Annotated in this window: 20 protein-coding genes and 1 pseudogene; 17 read left to right on the top strand and 4 right to left on the bottom strand. The window is 51.9% G+C overall.

Features of this window, described 5'->3' with window-relative positions:
- Positions 1-2 precede the first annotated feature (2 nt).
- From CV945_RS09950 to CV945_RS09960, 3 genes are all read left to right on the top strand, one after another.
- Positions 3-3,344, top strand: a complete 3,342-nt coding sequence (locus tag CV945_RS09950) for a DEAD/DEAH box helicase family protein (protein ID WP_100659684.1) — start codon at positions 3-5, stop codon at positions 3,342-3,344.
- A 120-nt stretch (positions 3,345-3,464) separates the two neighbouring features.
- Positions 3,465-3,629, top strand: coding sequence for a hypothetical protein (locus CV945_RS17245; protein ID WP_015373875.1), 165 nt, complete (start codon positions 3,465-3,467; stop codon positions 3,627-3,629).
- 363 nt (positions 3,630-3,992) lie between these two features.
- Positions 3,993-5,462 (top strand): alanine/glycine:cation symporter family protein, encoded by a 1,470-nt coding sequence (locus tag CV945_RS09960; protein WP_100659673.1) that lies wholly within the window; start codon positions 3,993-3,995, stop codon positions 5,460-5,462.
- 254 nt (positions 5,463-5,716) lie between these two features.
- Here the strand turns inward: CV945_RS09960 and CV945_RS09965 are convergent, their stop codons facing one another.
- Both CV945_RS09965 and CV945_RS09970 read right to left on the bottom strand, forming a co-directional pair.
- Positions 5,717-6,592 carry an SDR family oxidoreductase gene (locus CV945_RS09965; protein ID WP_033011346.1) on the bottom strand — a complete coding sequence of 292 codons (876 nt, stop codon included), beginning with the start codon at positions 6,590-6,592 and terminating at the stop codon, positions 5,717-5,719.
- 83 nt (positions 6,593-6,675) lie between these two features.
- On the bottom strand, positions 6,676-7,092 hold the full coding sequence (locus CV945_RS09970; RefSeq protein WP_033011350.1) for an Rrf2 family transcriptional regulator: 417 nt from the start codon (positions 7,090-7,092) through the stop codon (positions 6,676-6,678).
- A 235-nt stretch (positions 7,093-7,327) separates the two neighbouring features.
- On the opposite strand from CV945_RS09970, the gene rlmD reads away from it, so the two are divergent.
- The 4 genes from rlmD (at position 7,328) to CV945_RS09995 (ending at position 11,936) form a co-directional block, all read left to right on the top strand.
- The gene (gene rlmD / locus CV945_RS09975; RefSeq protein WP_100659674.1) at positions 7,328-8,716 is read left to right on the top strand and encodes a 23S rRNA (uracil(1939)-C(5))-methyltransferase RlmD; all 1,389 of its coding nucleotides are present in this window, start codon (positions 7,328-7,330) and stop codon (positions 8,714-8,716) included.
- Between the two features lie 768 nt (positions 8,717-9,484).
- A complete protein-coding gene (locus CV945_RS09985; protein WP_044743559.1) occupies positions 9,485-9,775 on the top strand; it encodes a CC/Se motif family (seleno)protein in 291 nt (96 codons plus the stop codon).
- Between the two features lie 29 nt (positions 9,776-9,804).
- Positions 9,805-10,323 carry a DUF8052 family protein gene (locus CV945_RS09990; protein ID WP_227412659.1) on the top strand — a complete coding sequence of 173 codons (519 nt, stop codon included), beginning with the start codon at positions 9,805-9,807 and terminating at the stop codon, positions 10,321-10,323.
- The gene (locus CV945_RS09995; protein ID WP_044743557.1) at positions 10,320-11,936 is read left to right on the top strand and encodes a carbon starvation CstA family protein; all 1,617 of its coding nucleotides are present in this window, start codon (positions 10,320-10,322) and stop codon (positions 11,934-11,936) included. Before CV945_RS09990 ends, CV945_RS09995 begins: the two co-directional genes overlap by 4 nt.
- A 378-nt stretch (positions 11,937-12,314) precedes the next feature.
- Here the strand turns inward: CV945_RS09995 and CV945_RS10000 are convergent, their stop codons facing one another.
- On the bottom strand, positions 12,315-13,076 hold the full coding sequence (locus tag CV945_RS10000; protein WP_100659676.1) for a sporulation protein: 762 nt from the start codon (positions 13,074-13,076) through the stop codon (positions 12,315-12,317).
- A gap of 298 nt (positions 13,077-13,374) precedes the next feature.
- On the opposite strand from CV945_RS10000, the gene CV945_RS10005 reads away from it, so the two are divergent.
- Entirely contained in the window at positions 13,375-13,824 is a 450-nt protein-coding gene (locus tag CV945_RS10005) for a (deoxy)nucleoside triphosphate pyrophosphohydrolase (RefSeq protein WP_100659685.1), read from the top strand.
- A gap of 65 nt (positions 13,825-13,889) precedes the next feature.
- Here CV945_RS10005 and CV945_RS10010 read toward each other — a convergent pair whose 3' ends face one another.
- Positions 13,890-15,068, bottom strand: coding sequence for a Gfo/Idh/MocA family protein (locus CV945_RS10010; protein WP_100659677.1), 1,179 nt, complete (start codon positions 15,066-15,068; stop codon positions 13,890-13,892).
- 292 nt (positions 15,069-15,360) lie between these two features.
- Between CV945_RS10010 and CV945_RS10015 the strand changes: the two genes are divergently transcribed.
- The 9 genes and pseudogenes from CV945_RS10015 to CV945_RS10055 all read left to right on the top strand — a co-directional run bounded on the left by CV945_RS10015 (position 15,361) and on the right by CV945_RS10055 (position 25,114).
- The gene (locus CV945_RS10015; protein ID WP_100659678.1) at positions 15,361-16,404 is read left to right on the top strand and encodes a nucleotidyltransferase family protein; all 1,044 of its coding nucleotides are present in this window, start codon (positions 15,361-15,363) and stop codon (positions 16,402-16,404) included.
- Entirely contained in the window at positions 16,401-17,588 is a 1,188-nt protein-coding gene (locus tag CV945_RS10020; protein WP_100659679.1) for a glycosyltransferase family 4 protein, read from the top strand. The genes CV945_RS10015 and CV945_RS10020 overlap by 4 nt, the downstream gene beginning before the upstream one ends.
- Positions 17,569-18,684: a glycosyl transferase gene (locus tag CV945_RS10025; protein ID WP_100659680.1), complete on the top strand. Its 1,116-nt coding sequence runs from the start codon at positions 17,569-17,571 to the stop codon at positions 18,682-18,684. Before CV945_RS10020 ends, CV945_RS10025 begins: the two co-directional genes overlap by 20 nt.
- Positions 18,635-20,044 (top strand): phosphomannomutase/phosphoglucomutase, encoded by a 1,410-nt coding sequence (locus CV945_RS10030; protein ID WP_100659681.1) that lies wholly within the window; start codon positions 18,635-18,637, stop codon positions 20,042-20,044. Before CV945_RS10025 ends, CV945_RS10030 begins: the two co-directional genes overlap by 50 nt.
- 188 nt (positions 20,045-20,232) lie before the next feature.
- Complete coding sequence (locus CV945_RS17805) at positions 20,233-21,885, top strand: helix-turn-helix domain-containing protein (protein WP_100659682.1); 1,653 nt, start codon at positions 20,233-20,235, stop codon at positions 21,883-21,885.
- Between the two features lie 336 nt (positions 21,886-22,221).
- Positions 22,222-22,440, top strand: a pseudogene (locus CV945_RS17515) (ATP-binding protein); the annotation flags it as partial.
- A 109-nt stretch (positions 22,441-22,549) separates the two neighbouring features.
- Entirely contained in the window at positions 22,550-22,882 is a 333-nt protein-coding gene (locus tag CV945_RS10045; protein WP_033010855.1) for an STAS domain-containing protein, read from the top strand.
- A 6-nt stretch (positions 22,883-22,888) separates the two neighbouring features.
- Positions 22,889-24,415, top strand: a complete 1,527-nt coding sequence (locus CV945_RS10050; RefSeq protein WP_100659683.1) for a PP2C family protein-serine/threonine phosphatase — start codon at positions 22,889-22,891, stop codon at positions 24,413-24,415.
- Positions 24,416-24,700: 285 nt separating this feature from the next.
- Positions 24,701-25,114 carry an RDD family protein gene (locus CV945_RS10055; protein ID WP_013522922.1) on the top strand — a complete coding sequence of 138 codons (414 nt, stop codon included), beginning with the start codon at positions 24,701-24,703 and terminating at the stop codon, positions 25,112-25,114.
- The last annotated feature ends 145 nt before the right edge of the window (positions 25,115-25,259 follow it).

Raw genomic sequence — 25,259 nt, forward strand, 5'->3', positions numbered from 1 at the left:
TGTTGTTATCCAACTTTCGTTTTTTAATAGGCAAACCTCATTATGAGAGTTTTACGAATGCGTGTTTAGAGGCAGAGAAAAGTTTGGTCGTGAGTCCGGCGACGTGCGCGATTTTGACGCGCCGTGCGCTGGAGCTGGCGGTGAAGTGGGTGTACAGCTTTGATAGCGCTTTAAAAGTTCCGTATCAAGATAATCTTTCCAGCTTGATTCATGACAACGTCTTTTTGTCCATTATTGATGAAGACTTGTTGCCGTTGTTGCGTTACATTGTCAAACTGGGAAATGTCGCGGTTCATACGAACTCGATGATTACGAGGGAAGAAGCGATTCTTTCTCTGCATCATCTTCATCAGTTTGTGTCTTGGATTGATTATTGTTATTCAGATGAATATACGGCTACGGATTTTGACGAATCATTGCTGCCAATCGGAGAGGAAAAGCGCGAGCGTCCGGAAGAATTGAAAGATTTATACGAACGGCTAAGTTCCAAAGACAAGCGTCTTGAGGAAATGATGAAAGAAAATGAACAGCTCCGCGCTCTTCTCACCGCCAAACGGGAAGCGAATACAAAAGAATATCACTTCCAAGTCGATGAACTAAGCGAATGGGAAACAAGAAAGAAATATATCGATTTAGATTTGAAGCTGGCGGGTTGGGAATTTAAAAAGGACGTTATTGTGGAATACCCTGTCGTTGGCATGCCAAATCAAGAAGGAGTCGGTTATGTCGATTACGTCCTTTTTGGCGACAACGGGAAGCCGCTTGCGGTTATCGAAGCGAAACGGACAACCGCTGACCCGAACAAAGGAAAGCAACAAGCCAAGCTATACGCCGACTGCATTGAGAAAATGCACGGCCAACGTCCGATTATTTTTTACACAAACGGTTTTGAAACGTATATTTGGGACGACCTTAACTATCCGGCGCGGAAGGTTTCCGGCTTTTACAATAAGGAAGAATTAAGCTTGCTTATTGATCGTCGGACGATGAAGAAGCCGCTAAAAAATGTGCAAATCAATGACAACATAACGAATCGCTATTACCAAAAAGAAGCGGTGTTAGCCGTATGCGACGCGCTCGAGAACAAACGGCGCAAAGCGTTGCTTGTCATGGCGACGGGGAGCGGCAAAACCCGGACGGCGGCTGCGATTGTCGATGTTCTCACTCGCCACAATTGGGTGAAAAACATTTTGTTTTTAGCGGACCGCAAAACGCTTGTCACGCAAGCGAAAAATAGCTTTAGCCATTTGCTTCCAAACTTGACGCTTTGCAATTTGCTCGATAACAAAGACAATCCAGAGGAAAGCCGCATGGTGTTTTCGACGTACCCGACGATGATGAACGCGATTGACGAAGCGAAGCGAAAAGACGGCAAACGTCTCTTTACCGTCGGGCATTTTGATTTAATTATCGTCGATGAATCCCACCGCAGTATTTATAAGAAATATCGGGCGATTTTTGACTATTTTGACGCAATATTGCTTGGGCTTACCGCCACGCCAAAAGATGAAATTGACCGCAATACGTATGAAGTGTTTGATCTGGAAAACGGCGTGCCGACCTATGCCTATGAGTTAGATCAAGCGGTTCAAGATGGCTATTTAGTGGATTATCGTACCATTGAAACAAAGCTTAAATTTCTTGAAGAGGGCATTCATTACGATGAGTTATCGGATGAAGAAAAAGAACGATATGAAGAAACATTTGATGATGAAGTAGGCGAGGATATTGACAGTGCAGCGTTAAACGAATGGCTGTTTAATGACGATACGATTGATACGGTACTGAGAGATTTAATGGAAAAAGGAATTCGCGTCGAAGGCGGAGACAAACTCGGCAAAACGATTATTTTTGCGAAAAATCATCGTCATGCGGAACGGATTGTGGAGCGCTTTGATCAATTGTTCCCTGAATACAAGGGCGGCTTTGCACGAGTCATTGATTACAGCGTGAACTACTACCAAACATTAATCGATGATTTTTCCGACCGCAACAAATGGCCGCAAATTGCGGTATCGGTCGATATGCTCGATACGGGAGTAGATATTCCGGAAGTCGTCAACCTTGTGTTCTTCAAGAAAGTGCGCTCCAAATCAAAGTTTTGGCAAATGATTGGACGCGGAACCCGTTTATGCAAAGACTTATTCGGAGCCGGGCAAGATAAAACGCATTTCCTTATTTTTGACTATTGCGGCAACTTTGAGTTTTTCCGGGAAAATCCGAAAGGAATCGAAGGAAAAGCGGTGGAAAGCTTAACGGAGCGTCTATTTAATGCCAAAATCGAAATCATTAAAGAACTGCAGCATTTACAATACCAAGAAGAAGAGTATATTGCCTATCGCAATGAATTGATTGACGAGGTGCTAGCGGAAATCAATAAGTTAAACGAAGAAAACTTCCGCGTACGCCAACATATTCAATACGTACACAAGTTTAAAAACCGGACTAAATGGGATTCCTTAACAGCGATGGATGTCAATGAAATCAAAGAACATATTTCGCCGTTGATTGTCCCGTTAAATGACGATGAATTTGCGAAACGCTTTGATTTGCTTATGTACACGATCGAATTGGCGAAGCTGCAAACGAAAAATGCGACGAAGCCGATTCGGAGTGTGATTCGCACCGCCGAGGCGTTGTCGAAACTCGGTTCCATTCCTCAAGTGATGGAACAAAAATACATCATCGAAAAGGTGCAGACGGAAGAGTTTTGGAGCGAAGCCGATATTTTCGAATTGGAAGCTGTCCGTGAAGCGTTGCGTGACTTAGTCAAATTCCTTGAAAAAGAGACGCAAAAAATTTACTATACGAACTTTAAAGACCAAGTTTTAGAAGTCAAAGAAAACGGCCCGATGTTTACTGTCAATGATCTGAAAAATTATCGGAAAAAGGTGGAACATTATCTGCACGAACACCGCGACCAGATGGCCATTTACAAGTTGCGAAATAATAAAAAGCTAACCGTCCAAGACGTAAAAACGTTGGAGCATATTCTTTGGAATGAGCTTGGCACACAGGAAGATTATCAAAGAGAATTCGGAGACACACCGATTACAAAGCTCGTCCGCCAAATCGTCGGCCTTGACCCGCAGGCAGCCAACGAAGCGTTTTCTGAATTTTTATCAAGCGAACGGTTGAACATCCAGCAAAGCCGTTTTGTCAAACTAATCGTCGATTACTTTGTGAAAAACGGGGTCATGGACAAGCGGGTGCTTCAGGAGGAGCCGTTCAAAACCGTCGGCAGCATTGTTGAACTCTTTCAAGACAACATGGACGACGCGCGGAGGATTATTAGCATTATCGATGAGATTAACCGAAATTCGGAAGAAATTGCGGGGGCGTGAGCGGTGGATGTCATCAACCGAGAAGTGGTTCTATTGGGGATGGATGAATCACGGCCATGATGGCACGGATGGAAAAACGCTGTCTTTCCTAGGGGCAGTGCACGATAAGGAGCGCTGAACGTGAGCATTTCGTCTCTCATTTTGCTTTTGTTGGTCATGTCGATCGTGTTGTTCGTGTATGGTGTTGTCCAAAAGAGCAAAGCCGCGAAACGGATCGCCTTTGGCCTCTTCGTCGCATCGGTCGGATTGGCCGGTTTTGTCGTGTTTCTCATCGGTTATATGTAACGGAAAGCCAAAGCCGAACACGCTGTTCTGTGTGTTCGGCTTTGCGTTTGCGGCGATTCAGATGGGGATCATTGGGGGAGATGGGGCTCGCGCTCAAGGCCTCAAGGACTGGCATTAGGGGATCGTTCGAGGCGGATTTCTCTGTCTTGCCTCATCTATCATTTTTGGGCTTCAAAGTTATTTTAAAAAAGCGAAGAAAGTCGTTCATTTTTCTACACGAGGACAAGCGCAGGAAATATAAAGAAAATGCAGAAAAGAATGATATATAAAAAAATTATTGAAGCAGAAGTGTGTAGTATTTATAATATTATTTGGTTATGTGTTATACAACAAAAGTAATCAGCTGGCATAGGAGGGATTGGCTTGATTGAAAAGCTCGTAGAAACGGTGAACGGGTGGCTGTGGAGCCCTTTCTTAATTGCTTTCATTGTTTGTTGTGGTTTGTATTTTAGCATTCGCACCCGTTTCCTGCAAATCCGCCACGTGAAAGAGATGATCCGGCTTGTGACGACGGGGAAGGGCTCTGAGGCCGGGGTGTCTTCTTTCCAGGCGTTGACGATGTCGTTGTCCGGCCGCATCGGCGTCGGGAACGTGGCCGGGACGGCGACGGGGATTGCGTACGGGGGGCCGGGCGCGGTCTTTTGGATGTGGGTCATCACCTTTATCGGAGCGGCGACGGCGTATGTCGAGTCGACGCTGGCGCAAATTTATAAAGAGGAACAAGACGGACAATACCGCGGCGGTCCGGCGTTCTACATTGAAAAAGGCCTTGGCTGGAAATGGTTTGCGGTGGTGATCGCCGCGGCGATCATTCTCTCGATGGCGGTGCTGATGCCGGGAATTCAAGCAAACTCGATTGCCGACAGCTTTTCGAATGCGTTTGGCATTCCGAAATTGGTGACGGGAATTTTCGTGATTGCCGTTCTTGGCTTTACGATTTTTGGAGGGGTGAAGCGGATCGCCAGAACGGCGGAAATTGTCGTTCCGTTTATGGCGGTTGGCTATTTGTTGGTCGCGATTGCGATCATTGCGGTGAATATTGAGAAAGTCCCGGATGTGTTTGGCCTGATTTTCAAAAGCGCGTTCGGCGCTGATCAAGTGTTTGGCGGAATTCTTGGATCGGCCGTGATGTGGGGCGTCAAACGCGGCCTTTATGCGAATGAAGCGGGGCAAGGGACAGGCGCTCATCCGGCGGCGGCGGCGGAAGTATCCCACCCGGCCAAGCAGGGGCTTGTGCAGGCGTTTTCGATTTATTTGGACGTGTTCTTGGTCGTGACGGCGACGGCACTGATGATTTTATTTACTAACCAGTATAATGTCATTAATGAAAAAACCAGGGAGCCGATTGTCGTCAACCTTGAAGGGGTAGAACCGGGTGCAGGGTATACGCAAGCGGCGGTGGACACCCTCTTCCCGGGGTTTGGCTCGGCCTTTATCGCGATCGCTCTGTTCTTCTTCGCCTTTACCACGATGTACGCCTATTACTATATTGCCGAGACGAACCTCGCCTATCTTGTGCGCGGTGAAAAGAGGGGAACGGCCTTCTTTGCCCTCAAAGTGATCTTTTTGGCCGCCACTTTCTATGGAACGGTCAAAACGGCGACAACGGCATGGGCGATGGGCGACATCGGGCTTGGCATCATGGTGTGGCTCAACTTGATTGCGATCTTGTTGTTGTTTAAACCGGCCTATATTGCGCTAAAAGATTATGAGGAGCAGCTGAAGCAAGGCAAGGATCCGGAATTCAATGCGTCAAAATACGGGATCAAGAACGCGACATTTTGGGAAAATGGGTATACGAGAGTGGACGAAAAGAAGGAACAAGCGTTATAAGCCATCATACGTTGTAGAGTTGGAGGTGTCCCGCTGCGTTCGGGACACCGTTTTTGTGCGTCCGGCATCCTGGGAATGGCCGCTTTGGAATCCTGTTAGGCAAAGCAGATATTGAAAAAAAGGTTGGAAACAGGAGATGATGACGAAACGGTTGATGAGCTGACGGGGATGGCGGTCGGGAAGATGGAAAAGGGGAGAGGGGGAGGAAGTTTGTTTCGTAAAAAAACCGGCCGCAGGGCCGGTTTTTGTGGAAATTAATGGGTTGTTCCCTTTAGGTCACGAACAAGTTGGGCCAGCGCGTCGTGAATCGGCGTCACCGGTCTGCCGAGCAGTTTTTCAAAGTCGTTGCTTTCGATTTCTAAGGAGCCTTCGCGGATGCCGCGTTGAATGTCCACGAGAAACGACACGAGCGGATCGGGCAAACCAGCCTTTTTCATGATATCAGCATAGGCAGCATCGTCGACTTGTTGCACCGGCACGTCTTTGCCTAAGACGGCGCCGAGGGCGGCGGCGAGTTCTTCTTGGGTCATGAGGGGGCCGGAAAGTTCGTAAATTGTGTTTTCATGGCCATCTCCGGCGAGGACGGCAGCGGCGGCTTCGGCGTAGTCTTGGCGAAGGGCCCAGCCGACTTTGCCTGTCCCGGCTGATGTCACCCAAGGCGCCCCGGCGAGGACGGCTTGAACGGTTCCGATTTCGTTTTCCAAATACCAGTTGTTGCGCAAAAAGGAGTACGGAATGCCGGTGTTTGCGATGGCTTCTTCCGTCACCCGATGCACTTCGGCCAAGGCGAGCCGGCTTTCATTCGCATTCGCCAGGCTTGTGTACGCAATGAATCCGACTTGGGCGCGTTGGGCGGCGTTGACGGCATTTGTGTGCTGGCGGATTCTTGTTTCGTTGTCTCCGTCGGTGGAGATGATCAACAGCCGGTCAATCCCTTGAAAGGCTGTCTCCAACGTTTCGGGGCGGTCAAAATCGCCATGGCGAACGTCGACTCCGCGGGCCCGAAGATGTTCGGCTTTTTCCGGCTGGCGGACGCTGACGGCCAGCTGGTGAGCCGGCACGGATTTCAACAGCGTTTCGACGACTTTCGTTCCTAATTTTCCGGTTGCCCCGGTGACTAATATGTTCATACGCCTAGACCTCCTCATTTGTTTTGTTATAACCAGTTTGGTTACAACCGATGTATAAATAAAAGCCCTGTTAAGAGCTTTTATTATTGAAATTGAGCGATCAGCCGGCTGATCGTCGTTTGCGAAAGCCGCTCTTCCATGGCCGCCTGCGCCGCTTTCAGTTCGGCTTGCAGAACCGCCTCGATATTCCGCCCGACCGGGCACTGAATGTTCGGATGTTCATGGATGCGAAACAGTTGATCCGTTTCCACGACACGGACGGCCCGATACACGTCTAACAGCGTGATTTGGTCGGGAGGTTTGCGTAGCGAAGCGCCGCCGACTCCGGGGCGGACGTCAACCAACCCCGCTTTTTTTAACATGCCCATAATTCGACGGATGATGACAGGGTTTGTATTGACGCTCTGCGCGATGAAATCTCCGGTGCAATCGGCCGGGCTGGTCGCAAGCAAGCAAAGGATGTGCACGGCCATCGAAAATCGTGTGCTAATTTGTTTCACGTAAAACACCACCGTTGTAACCATTATAGTTATATCTTCAGGAAAAGTCAACTTTGGTGCTGGCAGTTTTGGATCAATCGTGCTTCCGGTCGGAAAGGGATAAATCCCCGCCAAAGGCCGCGCCGGAGAGAAGAGGGGTTGACGCCGTGACGGAAAGGTGCTTTGGATTCGTCCACTGATCGTGTACAATACATAAAGGGTGACAACATCGTTCATCTCGGAAGGAGGAAAGCCATTGACAGACAGCGGAAAACAATCGTTCATTACGGACATTCATCAGTTGGATAAAAAAGGAGCGGGACAAGCGGTCGTTTGGCAGGAAGAAGAAGGGAGGAGAAAAAAGCTCAAACTCACTGTTCCGTCCACGCTTCCTGGTGAAAAGGTGCGGGTTTTGATCGATTGGCCGAAACGCCGGAGGGCCCATGCCCGAGTGGAAGAAGTGATCGAGCGGCATCCAGAGCGGCTCGATCCGCCGTGTCCACACTTTGACCGCTGCGGCGGCTGTGTCTGGCAGCACTGGCGCTATGAAGGGCAGCTGCGCCATAAAACGGAGCATGTCAAGACGCTCTTGAAAGAGCACGGATTTGACCCTGGCGTTGTCCGCGATACGATTGGCATGGAACATCCGTGGCATTACCGCAATAAAATGGAGTTTACGTTTTCTCCGGAAGGGTTGCTTGGACTGCACGAGCGAGGGAACTTCCGGCAAGTCATTTCGTTGGAGACATGCCTCATTGCCGGTGAACGGATCGTTAAAGCTGCCATGGAGGTGGCGCGTTGGGCGCGCGATCACCAGCTGCCTGGTTATCACAAAGATACCCACGAAGGGCTGCTTCGCCACGTCATGGTGCGCGAGTCGTTTGCGACAGGAGAGGTGATGGTGGCGCTCTTTGCGACCGAGGCGCCGGAAGGGGAGTTGAAAGAAGCGGCGGCTGATTTGACGGAGCGGATCACGAAGGCGCTCCCGGAAGTGAAAAGCTTGCTTTGGCTTGAGAACCGGGCGTGGGCCGACCGCACCCAGGCGGAACGAACCCATGTGTTGGCCGGACGTGATTTCATTTACGATGAATTGTGCGGGTTCCGCTACCGTCTTTGGTTTGATACGTTTTTCCAAACGAACCCGGTGCAGGCGGCCAAATTGGTCGAGCTAGCGTTGGAAATGGGAAACCCGCAGCCACACGAAAAAATGATTGACCTCTTTTGTGGGGTTGGCACGTTTTCCTTGCCGTTCGCCAAGCGGGTGAAGGCGTTGGCGGGCATTGAAATTGTGGAAACGTCGATCGAGTCGGCGAAACGAAACGCGAAAGACAACGGCATTGATAATACGTACTTTTTGGCTCGGGATGCAAGACGCGGGATTGATGAAGTGTTGGAACAGTTCGGGCGGCCGGAGCTGCTGCTTTTGGATCCTCCACGTTCGGGGGCGGGCGGGAAGGTGATGCGCAAAATCGGCCGGGCGCGGCCGGAGCGGGTTGTGTATGTCTCGTGCAATCCGGAGACGTTTGCGTCAGACATTACGGAGCTAGTCTCGTTCGGCTATACATTGAAAACCGTCCAGCCGGTGGACATGTTTCCGCATACGGCCCATGTCGAGTGCTGTGCGTTGCTTGTGAAATCATCATGAGGAAAAGCTCGCTCCCTTAACCAGAGGGAATCGGGCTTTTTTATAGGGATTGACGTGTCGGTGTGTGATATTAACGATGAAGCGATTGAAAAAACAAAAAGCCGTTTGCCGAAGCGAAAGTAGAAGATGAAGAAGCACAGAAATTGGTGAAAAAACTGAAAACCGAGTTTATCCACAAAGACAACCTCGGCATCACGACCGAGGAAGGCTTTTGAGCCTCCTTTTTGCACATTCTTTCAGAAAGCCCTATCCCCTTTTCTGAAGGAATGTGCTAAGTTTTTGTGAATGATTCCGGACAGAGATTTCGATTCGTTTCAAGGAGGGGGGCGTGGTACCATTTCATGACTTCAGCATTGATGTCCAAACGTATGCCGATCGCGGGAAAGAGAATGACTTCCCTCTCGTGAAACAGTGTCCCCGCTGTTAAACCCTTCCCTCCCTTGCACCGTCATGGATATTACCAATGCTATGAATCGACGGCAGAGGGGGATATCGCCTTTGAATCGCCCGGTATCGCTGCTGAGAATGCCGCCAAAAGGGGGTATCAAACGTTTTACTCCCTCTCGCCATCGCTGTTTGTTAGCCACTAGTTTTGGAGAACTCTAAACAACAAGGTTTGCTCATTAATTTTTGCGTCATGTTTTCGATGAAATCACTCCTTGGCATAGGGGAAAGAAAAGGGGTATATTTTTAGATAAAACTAATGTATAATATAATTGTATAGAATATACAGAAAAAACAATAAGATGCTGATGGGCGGGATGAATGATGGATTACTCTATTTGCATCGATGATAAGGCCAGGGAATGGCTGAGGCAGAAAGGAAGTGTGTTGACCATTTCAAAGTTCCAAGCGAACCATTGTTGTGTTCCGGCATCGGAAGTGTGGATTGAATTTCAGAAACCTGAAAATGAAAACCTTTACAAAAAGATTGTTCAACACGGGATTACGTGTTTTATAGAAAAAGGTCTGGAGTTTAAACAAAACCATCTGAAGGTGAAACTGACTGGTCCACCCTTTTTTAAAACGATTCGGGTGGAAGGGCTCAAATATTTTTAAAGGGGGGAGAACGAATGGTGGGAGATCGGTTGACCCGTTTTGCCCATGAGTTAGCGAACAAATTCACGTTATATTTTGATGTATACCGCGATGAACAAATCAGCGATTTCCCCCTCGCGTTTATTGCCCACTACAAGCGGAGAGACGAACGGTATATGGTAACAAAAAAGATGAAAGTGTACGGCGTGGAAAATCAACAACTTGTTTTTGCGACTGTCGCAAACGAACCCGTCTCGTTACCATTTGTCAGGCGATTTCAGGATGTCATTGATCACTATAAGCATCAATTTATTCAAGAACATACAGAACATATGTCCACGATTGTGCTTGGTCTGATTATTGCCGATGGCAAGCTCGATGACGCGGTTTTGAAGGAGGTGAGGAGGTTTCGAAAAGTGAAGTTTTTAAAATTCGGCTGGCATGGGTGGATTGAGACGTATATCGCCATTCTCCATCCTAATCAAAAAAACGTGCATATTCACCCGAAGGGAAGGTCTTTTGTCAAGTCGATCGAAACTCTAATGAGGGAGGATAAAATTAGCCTATGAGCGCGGTGGCCTTATTGCTAATTTCAGCGATTGCCTTTATTGTCGCTTATTTTACGTATGGCAAGTATCTTGACCGCAAGCTCGGCGTGGATCCAAACCGGACGACGCCGGCCGTGGAGATGGCGGACGGGAAGGACTATGTTTCCACCAATCGGCCCGTTTTGCTTGGACACCATTTCGCTACGATCGCTGGCGGCGGTCCGATTGTCGGTCCAATTTCCGCGGCGGTATTCGGTTGGATTCCGGCTGTGTTGTGGATTGTGTTAGGAAGCATTTTCTTTGGCGGGGTGCATGACTATGCCTCGCTGCAAGCATCGATCCGACACAAGGCACAGTCGATCGGCACGATCATTAAAGAGTATATCGGCAAGCGCGGCCAAACCTTGTTTTTATCGTTCTCTACAGCGACCATTATTCTTGTTGTTGGCGTGTTTATTGTGTTGGTTGCCGATACGTTTGCCAACGTTCCGGCGGCAGCGACTGCTTCCATACTGTTTATTCTCGTCGCGATGTTGTTCGGCTTTTTTGTCAACCAAGTGCGCGTCAATTTTGTGTTGGCGAGCATCATTGGTGTCATTGTCATGTTTGCTTGCGTTTGGATCGGCATGGTGTTCCCGATTAAAATGAGCGCGACGTTTTGGGTGTTTTTCCTGATCATTTATTCTTATATGGCGTCCGTGTTGCCGGTTTGGTTGCTTTTGCAGCCGCGTGATTATTTGAACTCGTATTTGTTGTATGGCATGATATTGGGTGGGTTTATCGGCATTCTTTTTGCGAATCCGACGCTTCAGCTCGCCGGATTCACCGGCTTTTACAATGAGAAGTTAGGTCCGTTGTTCCCGATTCTCTTTATTACGATTGCCTGCGGCGCGATTTCTGGTTTCCACTCCTTGGTGGCGAGCGGCACGACAGCTAAGCAGCTCGACAACGAACGAAGCGGCCGTTTTATCGCCTACGGTGGGATGTTGATTGAAGGATTTTTGGCGGTGATTGTTGTCTGCTCGGTAGCGTATTTGACGACGGAGCAGTTCACACAGCGACTCGTTGAGCTGGGTGGGCCGATTCCGGCTTTCTCTGCCGGTCTTGGGTATTTTATGAGCCATTTCGGAATCCCAGAAGCAGCAGGTACGACCTTTGTCGCTCTGGCGGCTTCAGCTTTTCTCATGACAACGTTAGATTCAGCGACACGGCTTGGGAGATACGGTGTGCAAGAGTTTGCGGAAGGAAGATCCAAGACGTTTGCCAACCCTCATATAGCAACAGGAGTGATCGTCGTCGGTGCGGCGGCGCTGGCGCTCTCGGGAACGTGGAGCGATTTATGGCCGCTGTTCGGTTCTGCTAACCAAATGCTTGGTGCGTTGGCGTTGCTGGCCGTCAGCGTCTGGCTTGTAAAAAAAGGGACGAAGTCGTGGTTTACGATCATCCCGATGATCTTTATGTTTATTGTGACGCTTTCTGCATTGCTCGTCTTCATGAGAACGAATTTCTTAAACGGAAATATTTTCCTTGTGGTTTGTGGGTTTATCTTGTTTGTCTTGTGTATCTTCCTCGTCATTGAAGCGTATCGCTCCTTTACGAAACCGAAAGATAAAGATACGACGGTCAAAGCGTAATAGAGTAAGGTGATGCTGGAGTTGCTGAACATCCCCTTTCGGTAGACGGTTGTCTATTGAAGGGGGATTTGTTCTAGAGGGGGAGAGGAGGGGGCTAGGAGCTTTATAAAAGTTTTATAAGTTTTCTGTAACGGTGAAGAAGACGTCAGTATTATTGGCAGAGCTTGTGCCTTGTCTTTGAACAAGATGGCGACACATGGCGGTTAGTTGGGACTGTTCATGGTCAAATGGACGGTGTAAGTTCCCCCTGCTTTCCTCGCTCAAAAAAGCTCTATGTTCGTCAAAACAGTAATGGCGTAAAACTCGCGAGAGAGTCAAGTGGTTGACCTGTTTCATTATGGGACAAAAGAGGCCGATGGCCCCTTTTGCTTTTTCGGTTCAGCTATGTCGACGAATGGCATTGGCCAGCAATTGCGGCAACGATGCGATATCGTTCGGCCCATAGGTGAAACGGACGAGTGTTTCGTCCATGTCAAGCGCCTCGGAAAGCAATCCAGCAAACCCGCGCGCTTTGCGGTCAATCTCTAAAATGGCTTCAACCCCATGCTCGGAGACAAAGAAAATGGCCTCCAGTTCGTCAAGTCGGCCTTTAAACGGTCCGCTTGCCGGCTTGAATTCAAACTCTTGGACAAACGGCAGCCGCCGTTGCCAATAGCGCGGTGCTTGTTCGCATTGCACATCACGGAGGCGGAATCCCAGCTGGCGGGCTGCCTCGAGAAACGCTGTGACGAGCGGGTGCGGTTCGATGGTGAGGTAGTCCCGGTCTTGCGGATCAAGCGCCATTTTAATGTCAAGGCCGGTTTGCAGCCACACTTTGGAAGAGCCGAGCGTGACCGGTACGTCGTATGGCAAGGCGAATTGGAACGGGATCGTTTTTGTTTCATTCGGCCCGATTGTCATCGAGTCAGACACTTTGTATCGGGCGAGCACGGCTTTTTCTTCGACTTTCTTATCATCGATTTCGCGAATATACGTCGTTACTAAGGCTAGATAAATTTCATCAATGCGCTGTTCGACGCTGCCGCCGCGAACCTCGACGACTCCTTCGACCGTTTCCCCTTGGGCGTATTGCGCTTTGGAAAGTTTCGTATCGACCGTAGCGGACCCGATGCCGATGGAGCTTAGCAGTTTTTTGAACAATCGATTCTCCCCCTTGTTGATTAGTTTCTTCCTCATCTGGGAATACGCAGCGTCTAGTAAAAAGGTTCCATGTTTTTATCCGGTTATAGACGATGAGAACATAACCGCTGTCGATTAAGTTTTCTGATATGTGGCCGCCCACGACACCAAGGCTGATCAATTCATCATCCGCTATCCCTTCCTTCTTCTGTTTATCCATTGTTAAGGGTAACATAATGCCTAAGGGAGTTCCACTATTTTGGAAAACAAGACGGTTTTTGCTAAAATAGCGCATATGGATGAGAAAGGCGGATCAGCAATGAAACGGGTTATCCACGTCGTTGGGGCAGTCATCTGCAATGAACAGGGAGATGTTTTATGCGCATTGCGAGGGTCAAATATGTCGCTGCCGAACGTTTGGGAGTTCCCTGGAGGCAAAGTGGAAGAAGGGGAAAGCCCAGAAGCGGCTTTAGTTCGGGAAATTCGCGAGGAGCTTGGCTGCACCATTTCGGTCGGTGAGTTGTTGGCTGATGTGTTCCATGAGTATGAACACGCCATCGTGCATTTGCGGACGTATGAAGCCCGCTTAGTCGATGGAGAGCCGCGGGCGCGGGAGCATGCCGAGCTTCGGTGGGTGCCGCTTCAAGCATTGCGCTCGCTTGAGTGGGCGCCGGCGGACATTCCGACTGTTGAGGCGTTGTTGGTTGAGGGGGAAGCGCAGAAGGGCGTTTTGGACGTTCTGATGAGACCGAGATCTATCGACGATTGAGGTGAAGAAAGCCTGGTTGCGGCCGTTTGCCATGTGGCCGCACCAGGCTCTTTTGGTGTCAGCAGTTAGCGGATGTCAAGTGGGTCGACTGCTTTATCCGTCACGGTGCACGTTTCGGCCAAGGAGAGGTCGGCGGCGGCGTCTTCGGCGGTGACGAGGACGCGCCAGCTCGGGTTCTCGATCAAACGGCAAAAATCAAGAAAGCGCGTTTGAGCGATCGCTTCGTACCACCCGTGGCGGTCCGAGAGCACCACAGTGCGCTCGTATGGGCGGCGCGGAGCGGCTGAAGGTTCCGTGGGCGGCAACAGCCGGTCGGCCGCTTGCTGCAGTTGTTCGATAGCGTCAGCCGACGGCTTTGTCGGGATGGCGTCAAGCCAGGCGTCAATGCAGGCTGCCTCCTCGTCAGTGACGAGGCCGGAGACGGACAGCTGCGTCGGAATCCAGCCGTCAAGCACGATGCGGCCGCGTTTCGTATGAATGTCCCAGTGCGTCGATTCTGAAGCGGCAGGGTCCATCGTAAAGCCGTGGTAATAATGGACGGGGATGCGCCGTCCGTTGCCTTCATGAATCACCGTAGCGCCGACGCGCGGCCGTGTGCCGTCTGTTTCCTGAAGCGCGAATCCGTGCGCGGAAACCGCTTCGCCAAACCAATCGCGGCCGACTTCAAAAAAGTGGACGCCGTGTTCAATGAGAATGCCTCCGCTTCGCCGCTCGTCCCAAAACCAATGGCCTTTGGCGACGCGGTGAGCCGCGTTGTGAAGGCTTGCGTAGTCCACTGGGCCAAGAAGCGCGCGGTGGATGAGTTGCTTGACGGCTTCTGCGAGCGGGTGGTAGCGAAGGACGAGATTGACCGCCAACGCCCGGTTTTGGCGGGCGGCGAGCTGGATGTTCGCCCGCAACGCCTCGGCGGTGAGGCCGCCTGGCTTTTCAAGCAGCACATGTTTTCCTTCCTCAAGCGCCCGCTCGGCAAGCGGGGCGTGCAAATGCGGCGGGGTGGTGAGAATGACGATGTCAACATGCGGGTCAACGATCAATTGTTCAGCTTCGCGGTATTCGCGCACGTCGCCCGCCTGCGGCTGACGGCGGCGATAGGCGTCGATGACGCGCTGGCGCTTTGCGTCCGTTCGGCCGGCGACGGCAGCAAGCTGAAAGGAAGGAAGCGGGGCGAGCGCGCCGGCTAAAAATTCAGCGAACGCACCGGCGCCGGCGATGCCGACACGGTAACGGAAAAATGAAGAAATCATGGCGTATTCTCCTCCTCCCTCACATATATATAGCATTAACGATGTTCATTATACCGCAAAGAAAAAGAAGAACGAGAAAATGAAAGTTTTGAAATTGGCAAGCATCAATCATTCCTCATCGACACCATCCGACAATCATTTCGCTTGCGCAACAGAAGGGATATTATGTATATTATTATTAGCAACCATCACAGCCGAGTGCTAGCAATCTATGAATCACTTTCATTTTCTCGTTCATCCATCAAGAATCGTGTCTAGTTTTGTGAAAAAAATCGTATGGAGGGATGACGAAATGAAAGCATTGTTGCTGGCAGGAGGATTAGGCACACGTCTTCGTCCATTGACCGAAAACATCCCCAAACCGATGGCCCCGATTGCGAATCGGCCATGGCTTGAGCACCTCATCATTCATCTTCGCGACCAAGGAGTCAACGAATTTGTCATCGCTGCCCATCACTGCTCTCACGTGATCCGCCGTTATTTCGGCGACGGAAAACGTTTCAATGTGAACATTACATACGCGCTTGAGCCGTCTCCGCTCGGAACGGCCGGGGCGATTAAAAATGCCGAACGTTTTCTGAATGAACGTTTTCTTGTGTTTAACGCCGACATCGTGCACTTGCCGCAATTGATCCCCCTGCTTGATTTCCACCGCCAACACGGCGGGCTTGCGACCATCGTCTTAACGGAGGTTAACGATCCTTCTTCCTATGGGGTCGTAGAACAAGACGACAGCGGGCGAATTTTGCGCTTTATCGAAAAGCCGCGCCGCGAAGAAGCGCCATCGAACCGGATCAACGCCGGCATGTATATTTTGGAGCCAGAGGTGATGCGCTATATCCCGGCGGAGCGGGAAGTGTCGATTGAACGCGAAACATTCCCGCTGCTGATCGAAAGGAATGTCGGTGTCTATGGCATCGTCAGTGACGGATACTGGCGCGATATGGGAACGCCGGCCCGCTATCGCCAAGTGCATTGGGATGCGTTGCGTCGGGAGTTTCCGGTTCCGCTGAAAGGCCGTGAAATCCAGCCAGGGGTATTTGTCGGCGAACATGTCGAGATTGGGTCGGGCGTCTTGTTTGTACCGCCTGTGCTCATCGGCGACCATGTGAAAATCGGACGGCAGGCTGTGATCGGCCCGAATGCGGTCATCGGTGACCACTGCCAAATCGGCGCCCGCGTTCATTGCTCGCAAACCATCGTTTGGGACCGCTCTGTCATCCGTGACCGCAGCCGGTTGCAAAACAGCATTTTCGGCTACCGGACGGTGACGACGGCGGGAGAAGTGTTCGAGGATTCAATCATCAACCAGTTTAAGGAGGCGGTGCAAGCATGATTCGAATCGCGTACGTCAGCACGTATCCGCCGCGGCGGTGCGGGCTGGCGACGTTTACGGAACATTTGCGGCAAAGTATTGACGGCGTCCGCGGACCGTCCGATGGCGACCGCGTCATCGTGTTGTACAACGAAAGCGACGGCGATGACGCCTATCGCCACAACCCGGCGTATTGGCCGCTCCCGGCGCAAAACCGCACGGCGTATGCCGAAATGGCGAAACGGGTGAATGAGAGCGACATCGATGTTGTCGTCCTGCAGCATGAATTTGGCATTTTCGGCGGCGAGGCAGGCGAATACATTCTCGATTTCATCACGGCGCTCGAAAAGCCGCTCGTGACGACGTTCCATACGGTGTTTGCCGAACCGCCGCTGCCGTACCGCCCGATTCAAGAAAAGATCGCGGCGGCAAGCGATGCCATCATCGTCATGAACCGGCAGGCGATCCCGTATTTGGTCAAAGCGTTTGGCTTGCCGGAAGAAAAAATTGTCTACATTCCGCACGGCGCCCCGGGGCCGAGCTGCGAGAGCCGCGAATCACTGCGCCGGCGCCTCGGGTTTAGCGGGCGCAAGGTGATGTTTACGTTTGGACTGTTAAGCCGCGGCAAAGGAATCGAGTCGGTGCTCGCCGCGCTGCCAGGCGTCATCCGCCGCGTACCGGACACGTTGTATGTCATCGCCGGCCAAACACATCCGGAAGTGAAAAAACGGGAGGGCGAGGCGTACCGCGATGAACTGAAAGCATTGATTCATCGGCTTGGACTCGACGGCCATGTCCGCATGGAGGACCGGTATTTCAGCGAAGAAGAGCTGATTGATTATTTGACGGCGTGCGATTTGTATATCACCCCGTACCCGGGCATGCAGCAAATCACAAGCGGCACGCTCGCCTATGCGGTCGGCGTCGGCCGTCCGGTCGTTTCGACCCCGTATGAGCATGCGCGCGATTTGTTGCGGGGCTGCGAGGAGCTGCTGTTGCCGTATGGCGATACCGCCCGATGGGAAGAGCGGCTTGGGCAGCTGTTGGCCGATGAGGCGGCGTTAAAACGCTGGGAAGAAACCGTGCGCCAAATTGGGGCGAACACGCATTGGCCGCGCGTCGGCGAACAGCATGTCGCCTTATTTGAGCGCGTGTGCGCCGCAAAACGCGGGGAGGTGAAGGCGGTTGGCTTCGTCAGTCATTAAGTTCGACCATCTCGAGCGCATGACTGACGACACCGGGCTGCTCGAGCATAGCCTCGGCCGCATTCCGCGGCGGCGCGAAGGGTATTCGACCGATGACAACGCCCGCGCCATATGGGCGTGCCTCGAGTGGCTGGCGTTGCTCGACGATCAAGAAACAAAGGAGCGGCTGTATCGTCTGCTTGACCGATATTTGGCCTTTTTGCTTTGGGCGCAAAACGATGACGGGACGTTCCATAACAACTTTTTCTTCGATCGGACGAAAGAGGAAGAGACGCCCTCAGACGACTGCTTCGGGCGGTCGTTTTGGGCGGCGGCGATCGCGTATAGGCAATTGGATGACGCGGCGCGGCGCGAGGCGGCTGCGGACATGTTGAGGCGGGCGTTGCCGGCGGCATGGGAGCTTCGCTCGCTGCGCGGCATCGCTTGGGGGCTGGCGGCGTGCAGCGGGTTGCTTAAAGAGGAGGGGGTGCCCGGCGTTGACAAGAAGGAGTTGGCCGCGTTGGCGGGGCGGTTTGAGCGTCAGCTGCTTGAGGCCTACGAAACGCACGCGGATGGCAGCTGGCGCTGGTACGAACCGGAGCTGACATACGCCAACGGGGTGTTGCCGTGGTCGCTTTGGATGGCGTACCGGCGCATGCCAAGACAAGAGGTCAGAAAGGCAGCGGAAGAAAGCCTCAACTTTTTGATCGAGAAGATGAGCGGACCGGCGGGCGTCATTCGCCCGATCGGCAACCGCGGCTGGTGCAGCCGCCGCTACCGCGCCGATTGGGATCAGCAGCCGCTTGATGTGATGAAGCTCGCCCTGGCGGCGCGCGAGGCGTATTGGGCGACGGAAGATAAGCGGTATCGCGACGTTGTCCGCCGCTGCCTGGCGTGGTTTTATGGAAGCAATGACGGCCGCGTTCCATTGGCTGACCGAAGCGATGGCAGCTGTTGTGATGGGCTTGGTCCAAACGGCCCGAACCCGAATCGGGGGGCAGAGTCGACGCTATCTTACTTATTAACGGCAGCAATCGCTCAATCGATTTCGGTGGAGGTGGTTGTCGATGAATACGTCAACAACGAAACCGTTCGCATGGCCGGCACACGTGTTTAAGGAATACGATATTCGCGGGCGCGCCGGCGAGGAGCTTGACGAGCCGTTTGCGTATTGGCTCGGACGGGCCTTTGCCGACATGATGCAAAAGGAAGGAGAGAAGAGGGCGGTTGTCGGTCATGACAATCGTCTGTCATCGCCTGGCTTGCATCGGGCGCTCAAAGATGGGCTGCTCGATGGCGGCTGCGATGTCGTCGATATTGGACTTTCGACGACGCCGATGTTCTATTATAGCCTGCACTATACGAACATCCCGTGCGGCATGATCATCACCGCCAGCCATAACCCAGGGGATGAGAACGGATTTAAAATCGCCATGGGAAAAACGACAATTTATGGCGAGCGCATCCAAGCGCTGCGGCGGGCGATGGAGCGGCTCAGCCAGGAACAGCCGCGTCCTGAAACAGCGCGCGGGCGCGAGGAAACGCTTGACCTTGCTCCGGCCTATATCAAGATGTTGAAGGAGAAAATTAAGCTCGGTCCGCGCAAGCTGAAGGTCGTCGTCGACTGCGGCAACGGCACCCCATCGATCATTGCGCCACAAGTGCTCAAAGAGTGGGGATGCGATGTCATCCCGCTTTACTGTGAATCCGATCCGACGTTTCCGAACCATCATCCGGACCCGGTCGTGCCGGAGAACTTAACGGACTTGATTGAGATGGTGCGCAAGGAGCAGGCGGATCTTGGCATCGCGTTTGACGGCGACGGCGACCGGATCGGAGTCGTGGATGAAACGGGTGCGATCCGTTGGGGCGACCAACTGATGGTGCTGTTCTGGCGCGAAATTTTGAAGCGCCATCCGGGAGCCGAGGCGCCGGTTGAGGTCAAATGCTCGCAAGCGCTTGTTGAGGAAATTGAGCGGCTTGGCGGGAAACCGTTCTTCCATCGCACCGGCCACTCGCACGTCAAAGCGACGTTGCGCCGTCGTCCGGAGATCCCGTTTGCTGGTGAAATGTCTGGCCATTTGTTCTTCAATGATGAGTTTTACGGCTATGACGATGCGCTGTACGCCGCTGGGCGCCTGCTTCGATTACTGTCGCACGATGAGCGCCCGCTGTCCGAGTGGTTTGCCGATGTGCCGCGGTACGCGGCGACGCCGGAGACGCGAGTTGCTTGCCCGGAAGAGAAAAAAGCGGCTGCCATTGCCGCGGTGAAAAATCGGTTCGCTGGCCGCTATCCGGTTATTGACGTTGATGGCGCCCGCATCCAGTTCCCGGAAGGCTGGGGGTTGGTGCGGCCGTCGAACACGCAGCCGATTCTTGTGTTGCGTGCAGAAGCCAAGACGGAGGCTGCATTGGCGGAGATTAAGCGGCAGCTGGCTGATTGCCTCGCCACCCTTGAATTGCGCATTGACTGGTGACGCCTTTTCTCCGAATGGTCTGCGCTTGTCGCCCTTTGTCCGTTTCAAAAGATTCGTTCCGGCGTGGGTCGTCCGTAGGGATCCCACGCCGGTTTATTTTTGTTGTGAGGGGGCTCATGCTTGATTTCTTGCAAATGGTTTGTCCATAATAGATAAGGATAAAAATGTATTGTAGGAGAGTTGAAGGCGTGGTGATCCGTGAATCGTTGCAATATATTCAAGATGCATACGCGGCATTGACGGGGTTGAGCATGCTGATCGTCGATGATCACGGCGCTCCCGTGACGAAAGTATCGAATATGACCGAGCTGGCGGAGCTCGTTTTGTTTGCAGCTGAAAAGGAAGCGCCATCGTTTTTCTGTCCGCGAGAACTTGTTATTGACGGATGGCAGCGTCCATCGGTCGTACCGGTCGGGCGTTTTGGCATGAAGAGCATCGTTGCTCCGGTGTTTGTCGATGAGAAGGCGGAATATTGGATTTGGGCGGGCGTGTTTATCGAGGAAGAAACGAAATGGCTCATTTGCGAACAACCGCTGATGGACACTGGAGAATGGACGTCAGCGATCGAACAGGCGGCGGCGTTGCCGGCGCGGGCGGTCGAAGCGAAGTTAAAAGATATCGAAAAGATGGCGGTCATATGTGGGGAATTAATCAGCGGCGAGCGCCGCAAGCAACAATGCTGTGAATACGGAAAACGGCTCGAAGCAGTGGTCACGGACAGCTCCGCCCTAGCGGACGTGGACAAGCTGCTTTTTGAGTTGCGAGCGTTCGATGAACGCGTCGATATGGCGTTGTATATCGCCAAGTGTCCGCAAGGATGGATGGTGGCGGCGGCAAGCGGGGAAAAGGCTGGAAAACTGCGCGGCAAAATGATCGATGCGCTGTTTCCGCCGCTTTCGTCTTCGGAGCCGCCGCTTCGTTCGGTTTACGTTCAAGATGCCGCTTTGGATCTACGCTTTTCCTTTTTTGTCCGCCATGGCATCCGCCCGAAAGCGATGATTGCGTATCCGGCGATGTACGGGAAAACAATAGAAGGATGGGTCATGATCGGCAGCGAGGCGGCCTCTTCACTGCCGGCGGCGCTTCGTTCGGTCGGCTCCGCCCTCGTTCAACATTGGCTGCTCCTGGCTAAATGTACAGAGGCCGATATGAAAATGGACCGCCATTTGATGCGCCTGTCGATGTTGATGGAAATTGGACGGGCCATGCGTGTTGTGCAGAACGAGGAAGAAATCATCCGGATGATGGCCGAATTCGCCGCGGAGCTCGCTTACGGCGATTTCGTCTGCGTGGTATGGTCTAGCGATGGCCAAACAGCCGTTGTCCGCGAAGGAGCGATGGACGTAGAAATGGCTGTTCGTTATCGGGATGATGTCTGCCGTCGCTATGGCTGTCACGGCGAGAAGGCGAAAAGCGAGGTGCCGGCGCTGCTTCATGTCGAGGGCAAATCGGTGATGGAAGTGCCGTTTTTCGTCAGCGATGGCCGCTATGGCGTTCTCGCCGTTCATATAAAGAAAGAAAGGGAAGCGAAAGAGGCGGAAGTGTATATGACGGCGTTGGCCGCGATTGGGGCGATGATGATCAGCGGCAAGGCTCACGGTGGAAATGATGGGACGGTCAATATCGACATGTTGTCCGAGCAGTTGACAGCCCGGGAGATGGATGTATTGGAGCTGCTCATTCAAGGCTGCAGCAATCGCGAAATTTCAGAACGGCTGTTCATTAGCGTCCATACCGTGAAAAATCATATTACGAACATTTTTCAAAAAATTGGCGTCAATGACCGGTCGCAGTTGATCGCCCTTGTGTATCAACTAAACCACCGCCGGCAGCGCTGCTAAGGGGACATCATTGGACGATGGATGCCATGATGTCTTTTTTTTGGATGTAGGAAATTGGAATGAACCCCATTTTGTATTATAATGAATTGTAGTAAATAAGAACTATTTTTCAATAGATGGAACAATAAAGGAGAAAAATAGCATTCGAATCCGTTTTCCCCAGCGTTGGAACGTGCAATAGTGAAAAAGCTGCCATGTTGCTTTGGCCGGTGTATAAGCATAACAAAGATAGGGGAAATGCCGATGAAGCCCAGGACCATGATCCGAACGATGGCGATCATGAAAACGGCGGACATTTTAAAAGCGATGGACATTACCGAGGAACTGGCGAAGAGAATGGGGTTTTTGCCGCGTGATTGCCTTTTTCTTCGGCTCGCGACAGAGGAAGCGTGCACGAATGCATATGAATATTGTCAAAAAACAAGAAAACTGCCATTTAGGATATTTTGGAAAATGGAAGCGAGACAGTTGATGATCATTGTCAAACAGCGAGGAGGATGCTTCTCCGTAGCCCAAACCGATGTCGTCAACACAGGGCCGCGTGGCAGAGGGCTGCAGCTGATCACCCATATTGTTGATGATGTATACGTGAAGCGAGCAGGAAACAACGTCTTGTTTTACATGTGCAAATGCAAAAAAATGAGTGACCATTGGAGGAAACAAGATGGAGACAAAACAAGGGGCAATTTGCACGCTGACATGGGTAGAAGATATTACCTTAAACAACGTCGAATCATTCCGTCAAGCGCTGGAGAGGTTGCTGGACAAACGAGCGGACCAATTGATCGTCAACATGGAGGGGGTCAACTACATAAACAGCGCCGGACTCGGTGTCATCGCTGACAGCGTCATGGAGGCGAGAGCCCGACAAAAAGAGTTGGTCATTGCCGGAGTGGAAGGGTCACTTGCAGAAATTTTCCATATTGTCAAATTTTCTTCGTTTATCAAACTATTTGCCACAGAGAAGGAAGCCATGGATTATTTCAGTGGAGAATGACGTTCTATGATGGATGGGTTTTGGGAATATGTTCAACGTTATGACCACCTCGCGTGGCGGGAGCTGCTTCTCGGCTTAGAAAAAATGAATGTGTTTGTTGGGCCGGGCGACTATGTCTATTGGCTCGCAGCGCCGGAACAAAGGCGGCTCTTATTCATTTCGTCATCATGCGAGCAGCTGTACGGCCTGCCTCCGGACGACTTTTACCACGATCAAGACATATGGGCAAAGGTGGCCTACCCGGATGACCGCGCCAAGGCGGAAAGAAAATGGTCGCTCCTTTCGGAAGCGGATGCGGGCGCCCAAACGTATCGCATTATCAATCAGCGGGATGGCTCCGTCCGTTGGGTGCTTGAACAGACGTTTCCTGTGCTTGGCCAATTCGGGGAAGTGAGGCTTGTCAGCGGGATTGTCGCTGATCTGACAGAAGCAAAGCGAAACGAGAATGAACGGCAGCTCGCTGAACAAGTGTACAAAGCGATGGAACAGGCGATGCTCGTCACCGATGGCCAGTTTGTCGTTCAATTTGTCAATCCGGTGTTCACCAAAATTACGGGCCATGGTGTAGAGATTGTCGGTCAGCCGCTGCATACGCTTTACGCGGGTTATTACGAGGCCTGGCTTTACGAGGTGATTCAAGCGGGAACGGGGAAAAGCGGGGAATGGAGGGGATGGGTGCGCTGGCGACGGAAAAACAGTTCGGTCTATGTCAGGCAGACGACAGTGCGGGCTGTGCCCGGCCATGATGGAGGAATCGCGTTTTACTTGTTTTTATTTGCCGGTCCCACTTATGAGAACCGATACATCGCTGCGATGAAAGATGATTTGCGGCTGGCCCGCGAGGTGCAAAAACGCGTCTTAAGCAAGCCGCTGTCAGCCGATGGGATTCGGATCGCCGGAACGTACATCCCTTCGCGGGAGCTGGGTGGCGATATGTATGCGTGGTATCCGATCGACGAAGGGCAGTACGGCATTTTTTTAATGGATGTGATGGGGCATGGGGCGGCGGCTTCGCTCATCTGCATGTCAGTCCGCTCGCTTTTGAACGGCGTCATCCGCAAAGGAATTGTTCCGACGGAAGTGTTTCGCGAGTTGAACCGCCATATGCGCCAGTTGTACCATGAAAACGGGCGGATGATGTATTATTTCACCGCCGTGTATGTTCTTGTGGATGTCAAGGAACGGATGATTGAATATGCATCAGCCGGCCATCCGCCGGGGTTTTTGTTTCAACCGGACGGAACGGTGGCGGAGTTGGACCGCGGCTGCGCGCCGATCGGGATGCTTCCGCGCCTTTTTGTCGACAGCGGCCGGCTGCGCTACGAATCGGGGGCGACGCTTGTGTTGTATTCCGACGGGGCGATTGAAGGGGGGGCGGGATCCGTTCGGCAAAAGATTGAAGCGTTCCGCGATGCGCTAACGCCGCATATTTTATTGGACGAGCAGGTGCTTTTGGACCATCTGCGCCGCCATTTTTCCCAAAAGGGGCCGCTTCCGGACGACTTTTCGGCGGTGGTGGCGAAGCTTGGCTAAACGAGGGGAAAAGCCGCCTATATCGGATGATCGATCCGCTTCACAAGCTGCTTTTTCTTTATGTATGAAACGGCACGGCAGCCAACTGTGTCTCGGTTGCAAAAATGGCCTTTTGGGCTATCTTTTTTACGGATCGTGAAAAGACGCATTCACTCCTGCCGCCCAATAATGGCGGCAAACACCAAACTATAGTATAGATTCCTTTCCACAATTCAGGTTAAAATAAAGACAATTACGCTGTTGATTGCGAATACAATATAGAAAAGGCAACAGGAGGGAAGACATATGGCGGTGACGAATCCGGCTGGATTTTGGAAGCGGCTGTTGGCTAACTTGTTGGATGCGATTGTCGTTGGCATTCCGATTTCGATCATCGGCTATTTCATCACTGGCAGTTGGGAAACGAACTGGTTTACGTCATTAGCGAACATCCTTTACGCGTTAATCGTTCCGGCTGTTTGGTACGGATATACGGTCGGCAAGCGGATGCTTGGCATCCGGATTGCGAAAGTCAACGGCGGAAAAGTCGGCATCGGCACGATGTTTTTGCGCTCGTTCGTTGGTGGACTCGTATACTTTATCACGTTTGGCATTGGTCTCATTATTAGTGCGATTATGGTAGCTGCAAGAGAAGACAAACGGTCGATTCACGATTTTATCGCTGGGACGTATGTGACAACGGAAAAACCGACGGTGTAAACAATGGAAAAAGGCGGGCTTCCGAGTGGAGGCCCGCTGTTTTTACCTTAATTAGGCGAGAAGACTCCCACTTCAACGAAGCGAAGCGGAGTAAGTGGGAGATGAATCGCCTTAACTATATTTTGCTGAAAATAGGATAGATTCA

It is taken from the genome of Geobacillus sp. Manikaran-105 (assembly GCF_002809955.1).
Classification (GTDB): domain Bacteria; phylum Bacillota; class Bacilli; order Bacillales; family Anoxybacillaceae; genus Geobacillus; species Geobacillus thermophilus.

What these genes read in the sequence shown, in the direction of transcription:
- CV945_RS10050 (WP_100659683.1), top strand. Translation starts at nt 22,889, where the DNA reads ATGATGGATGGGTTTTGGGAATATGTTCAACGTTATGACCACCTCGCG.
- CV945_RS09995 (WP_044743557.1), top strand. Translation starts at nt 10,320, where the DNA reads ATGAGCGCGGTGGCCTTATTGCTAATTTCAGCGATTGCCTTTATTGTC.
- CV945_RS10010 (WP_100659677.1), bottom strand. Translation starts at nt 15,068, where the DNA reads ATGATTTCTTCATTTTTCCGTTACCGTGTCGGCATCGCCGGCGCCGGT.
- CV945_RS10015 (WP_100659678.1), top strand. Translation starts at nt 15,361, where the DNA reads ATGAAAGCATTGTTGCTGGCAGGAGGATTAGGCACACGTCTTCGTCCA.
- CV945_RS10045 (WP_033010855.1), top strand. Translation starts at nt 22,550, where the DNA reads ATGGAGACAAAACAAGGGGCAATTTGCACGCTGACATGGGTAGAAGAT.
- CV945_RS10055 (WP_013522922.1), top strand. Translation starts at nt 24,701, where the DNA reads ATGGCGGTGACGAATCCGGCTGGATTTTGGAAGCGGCTGTTGGCTAAC.
- CV945_RS09965 (WP_033011346.1), bottom strand. Translation starts at nt 6,592, where the DNA reads ATGAACATATTAGTCACCGGGGCAACCGGAAAATTAGGAACGAAAGTC.
- CV945_RS10030 (WP_100659681.1), top strand. Translation starts at nt 18,635, where the DNA reads ATGAATACGTCAACAACGAAACCGTTCGCATGGCCGGCACACGTGTTT.
- CV945_RS10020 (WP_100659679.1), top strand. Translation starts at nt 16,401, where the DNA reads ATGATTCGAATCGCGTACGTCAGCACGTATCCGCCGCGGCGGTGCGGG.
- CV945_RS10005 (WP_100659685.1), top strand. Translation starts at nt 13,375, where the DNA reads ATGAAACGGGTTATCCACGTCGTTGGGGCAGTCATCTGCAATGAACAG.
- CV945_RS09985 (WP_044743559.1), top strand. Translation starts at nt 9,485, where the DNA reads ATGGATTACTCTATTTGCATCGATGATAAGGCCAGGGAATGGCTGAGG.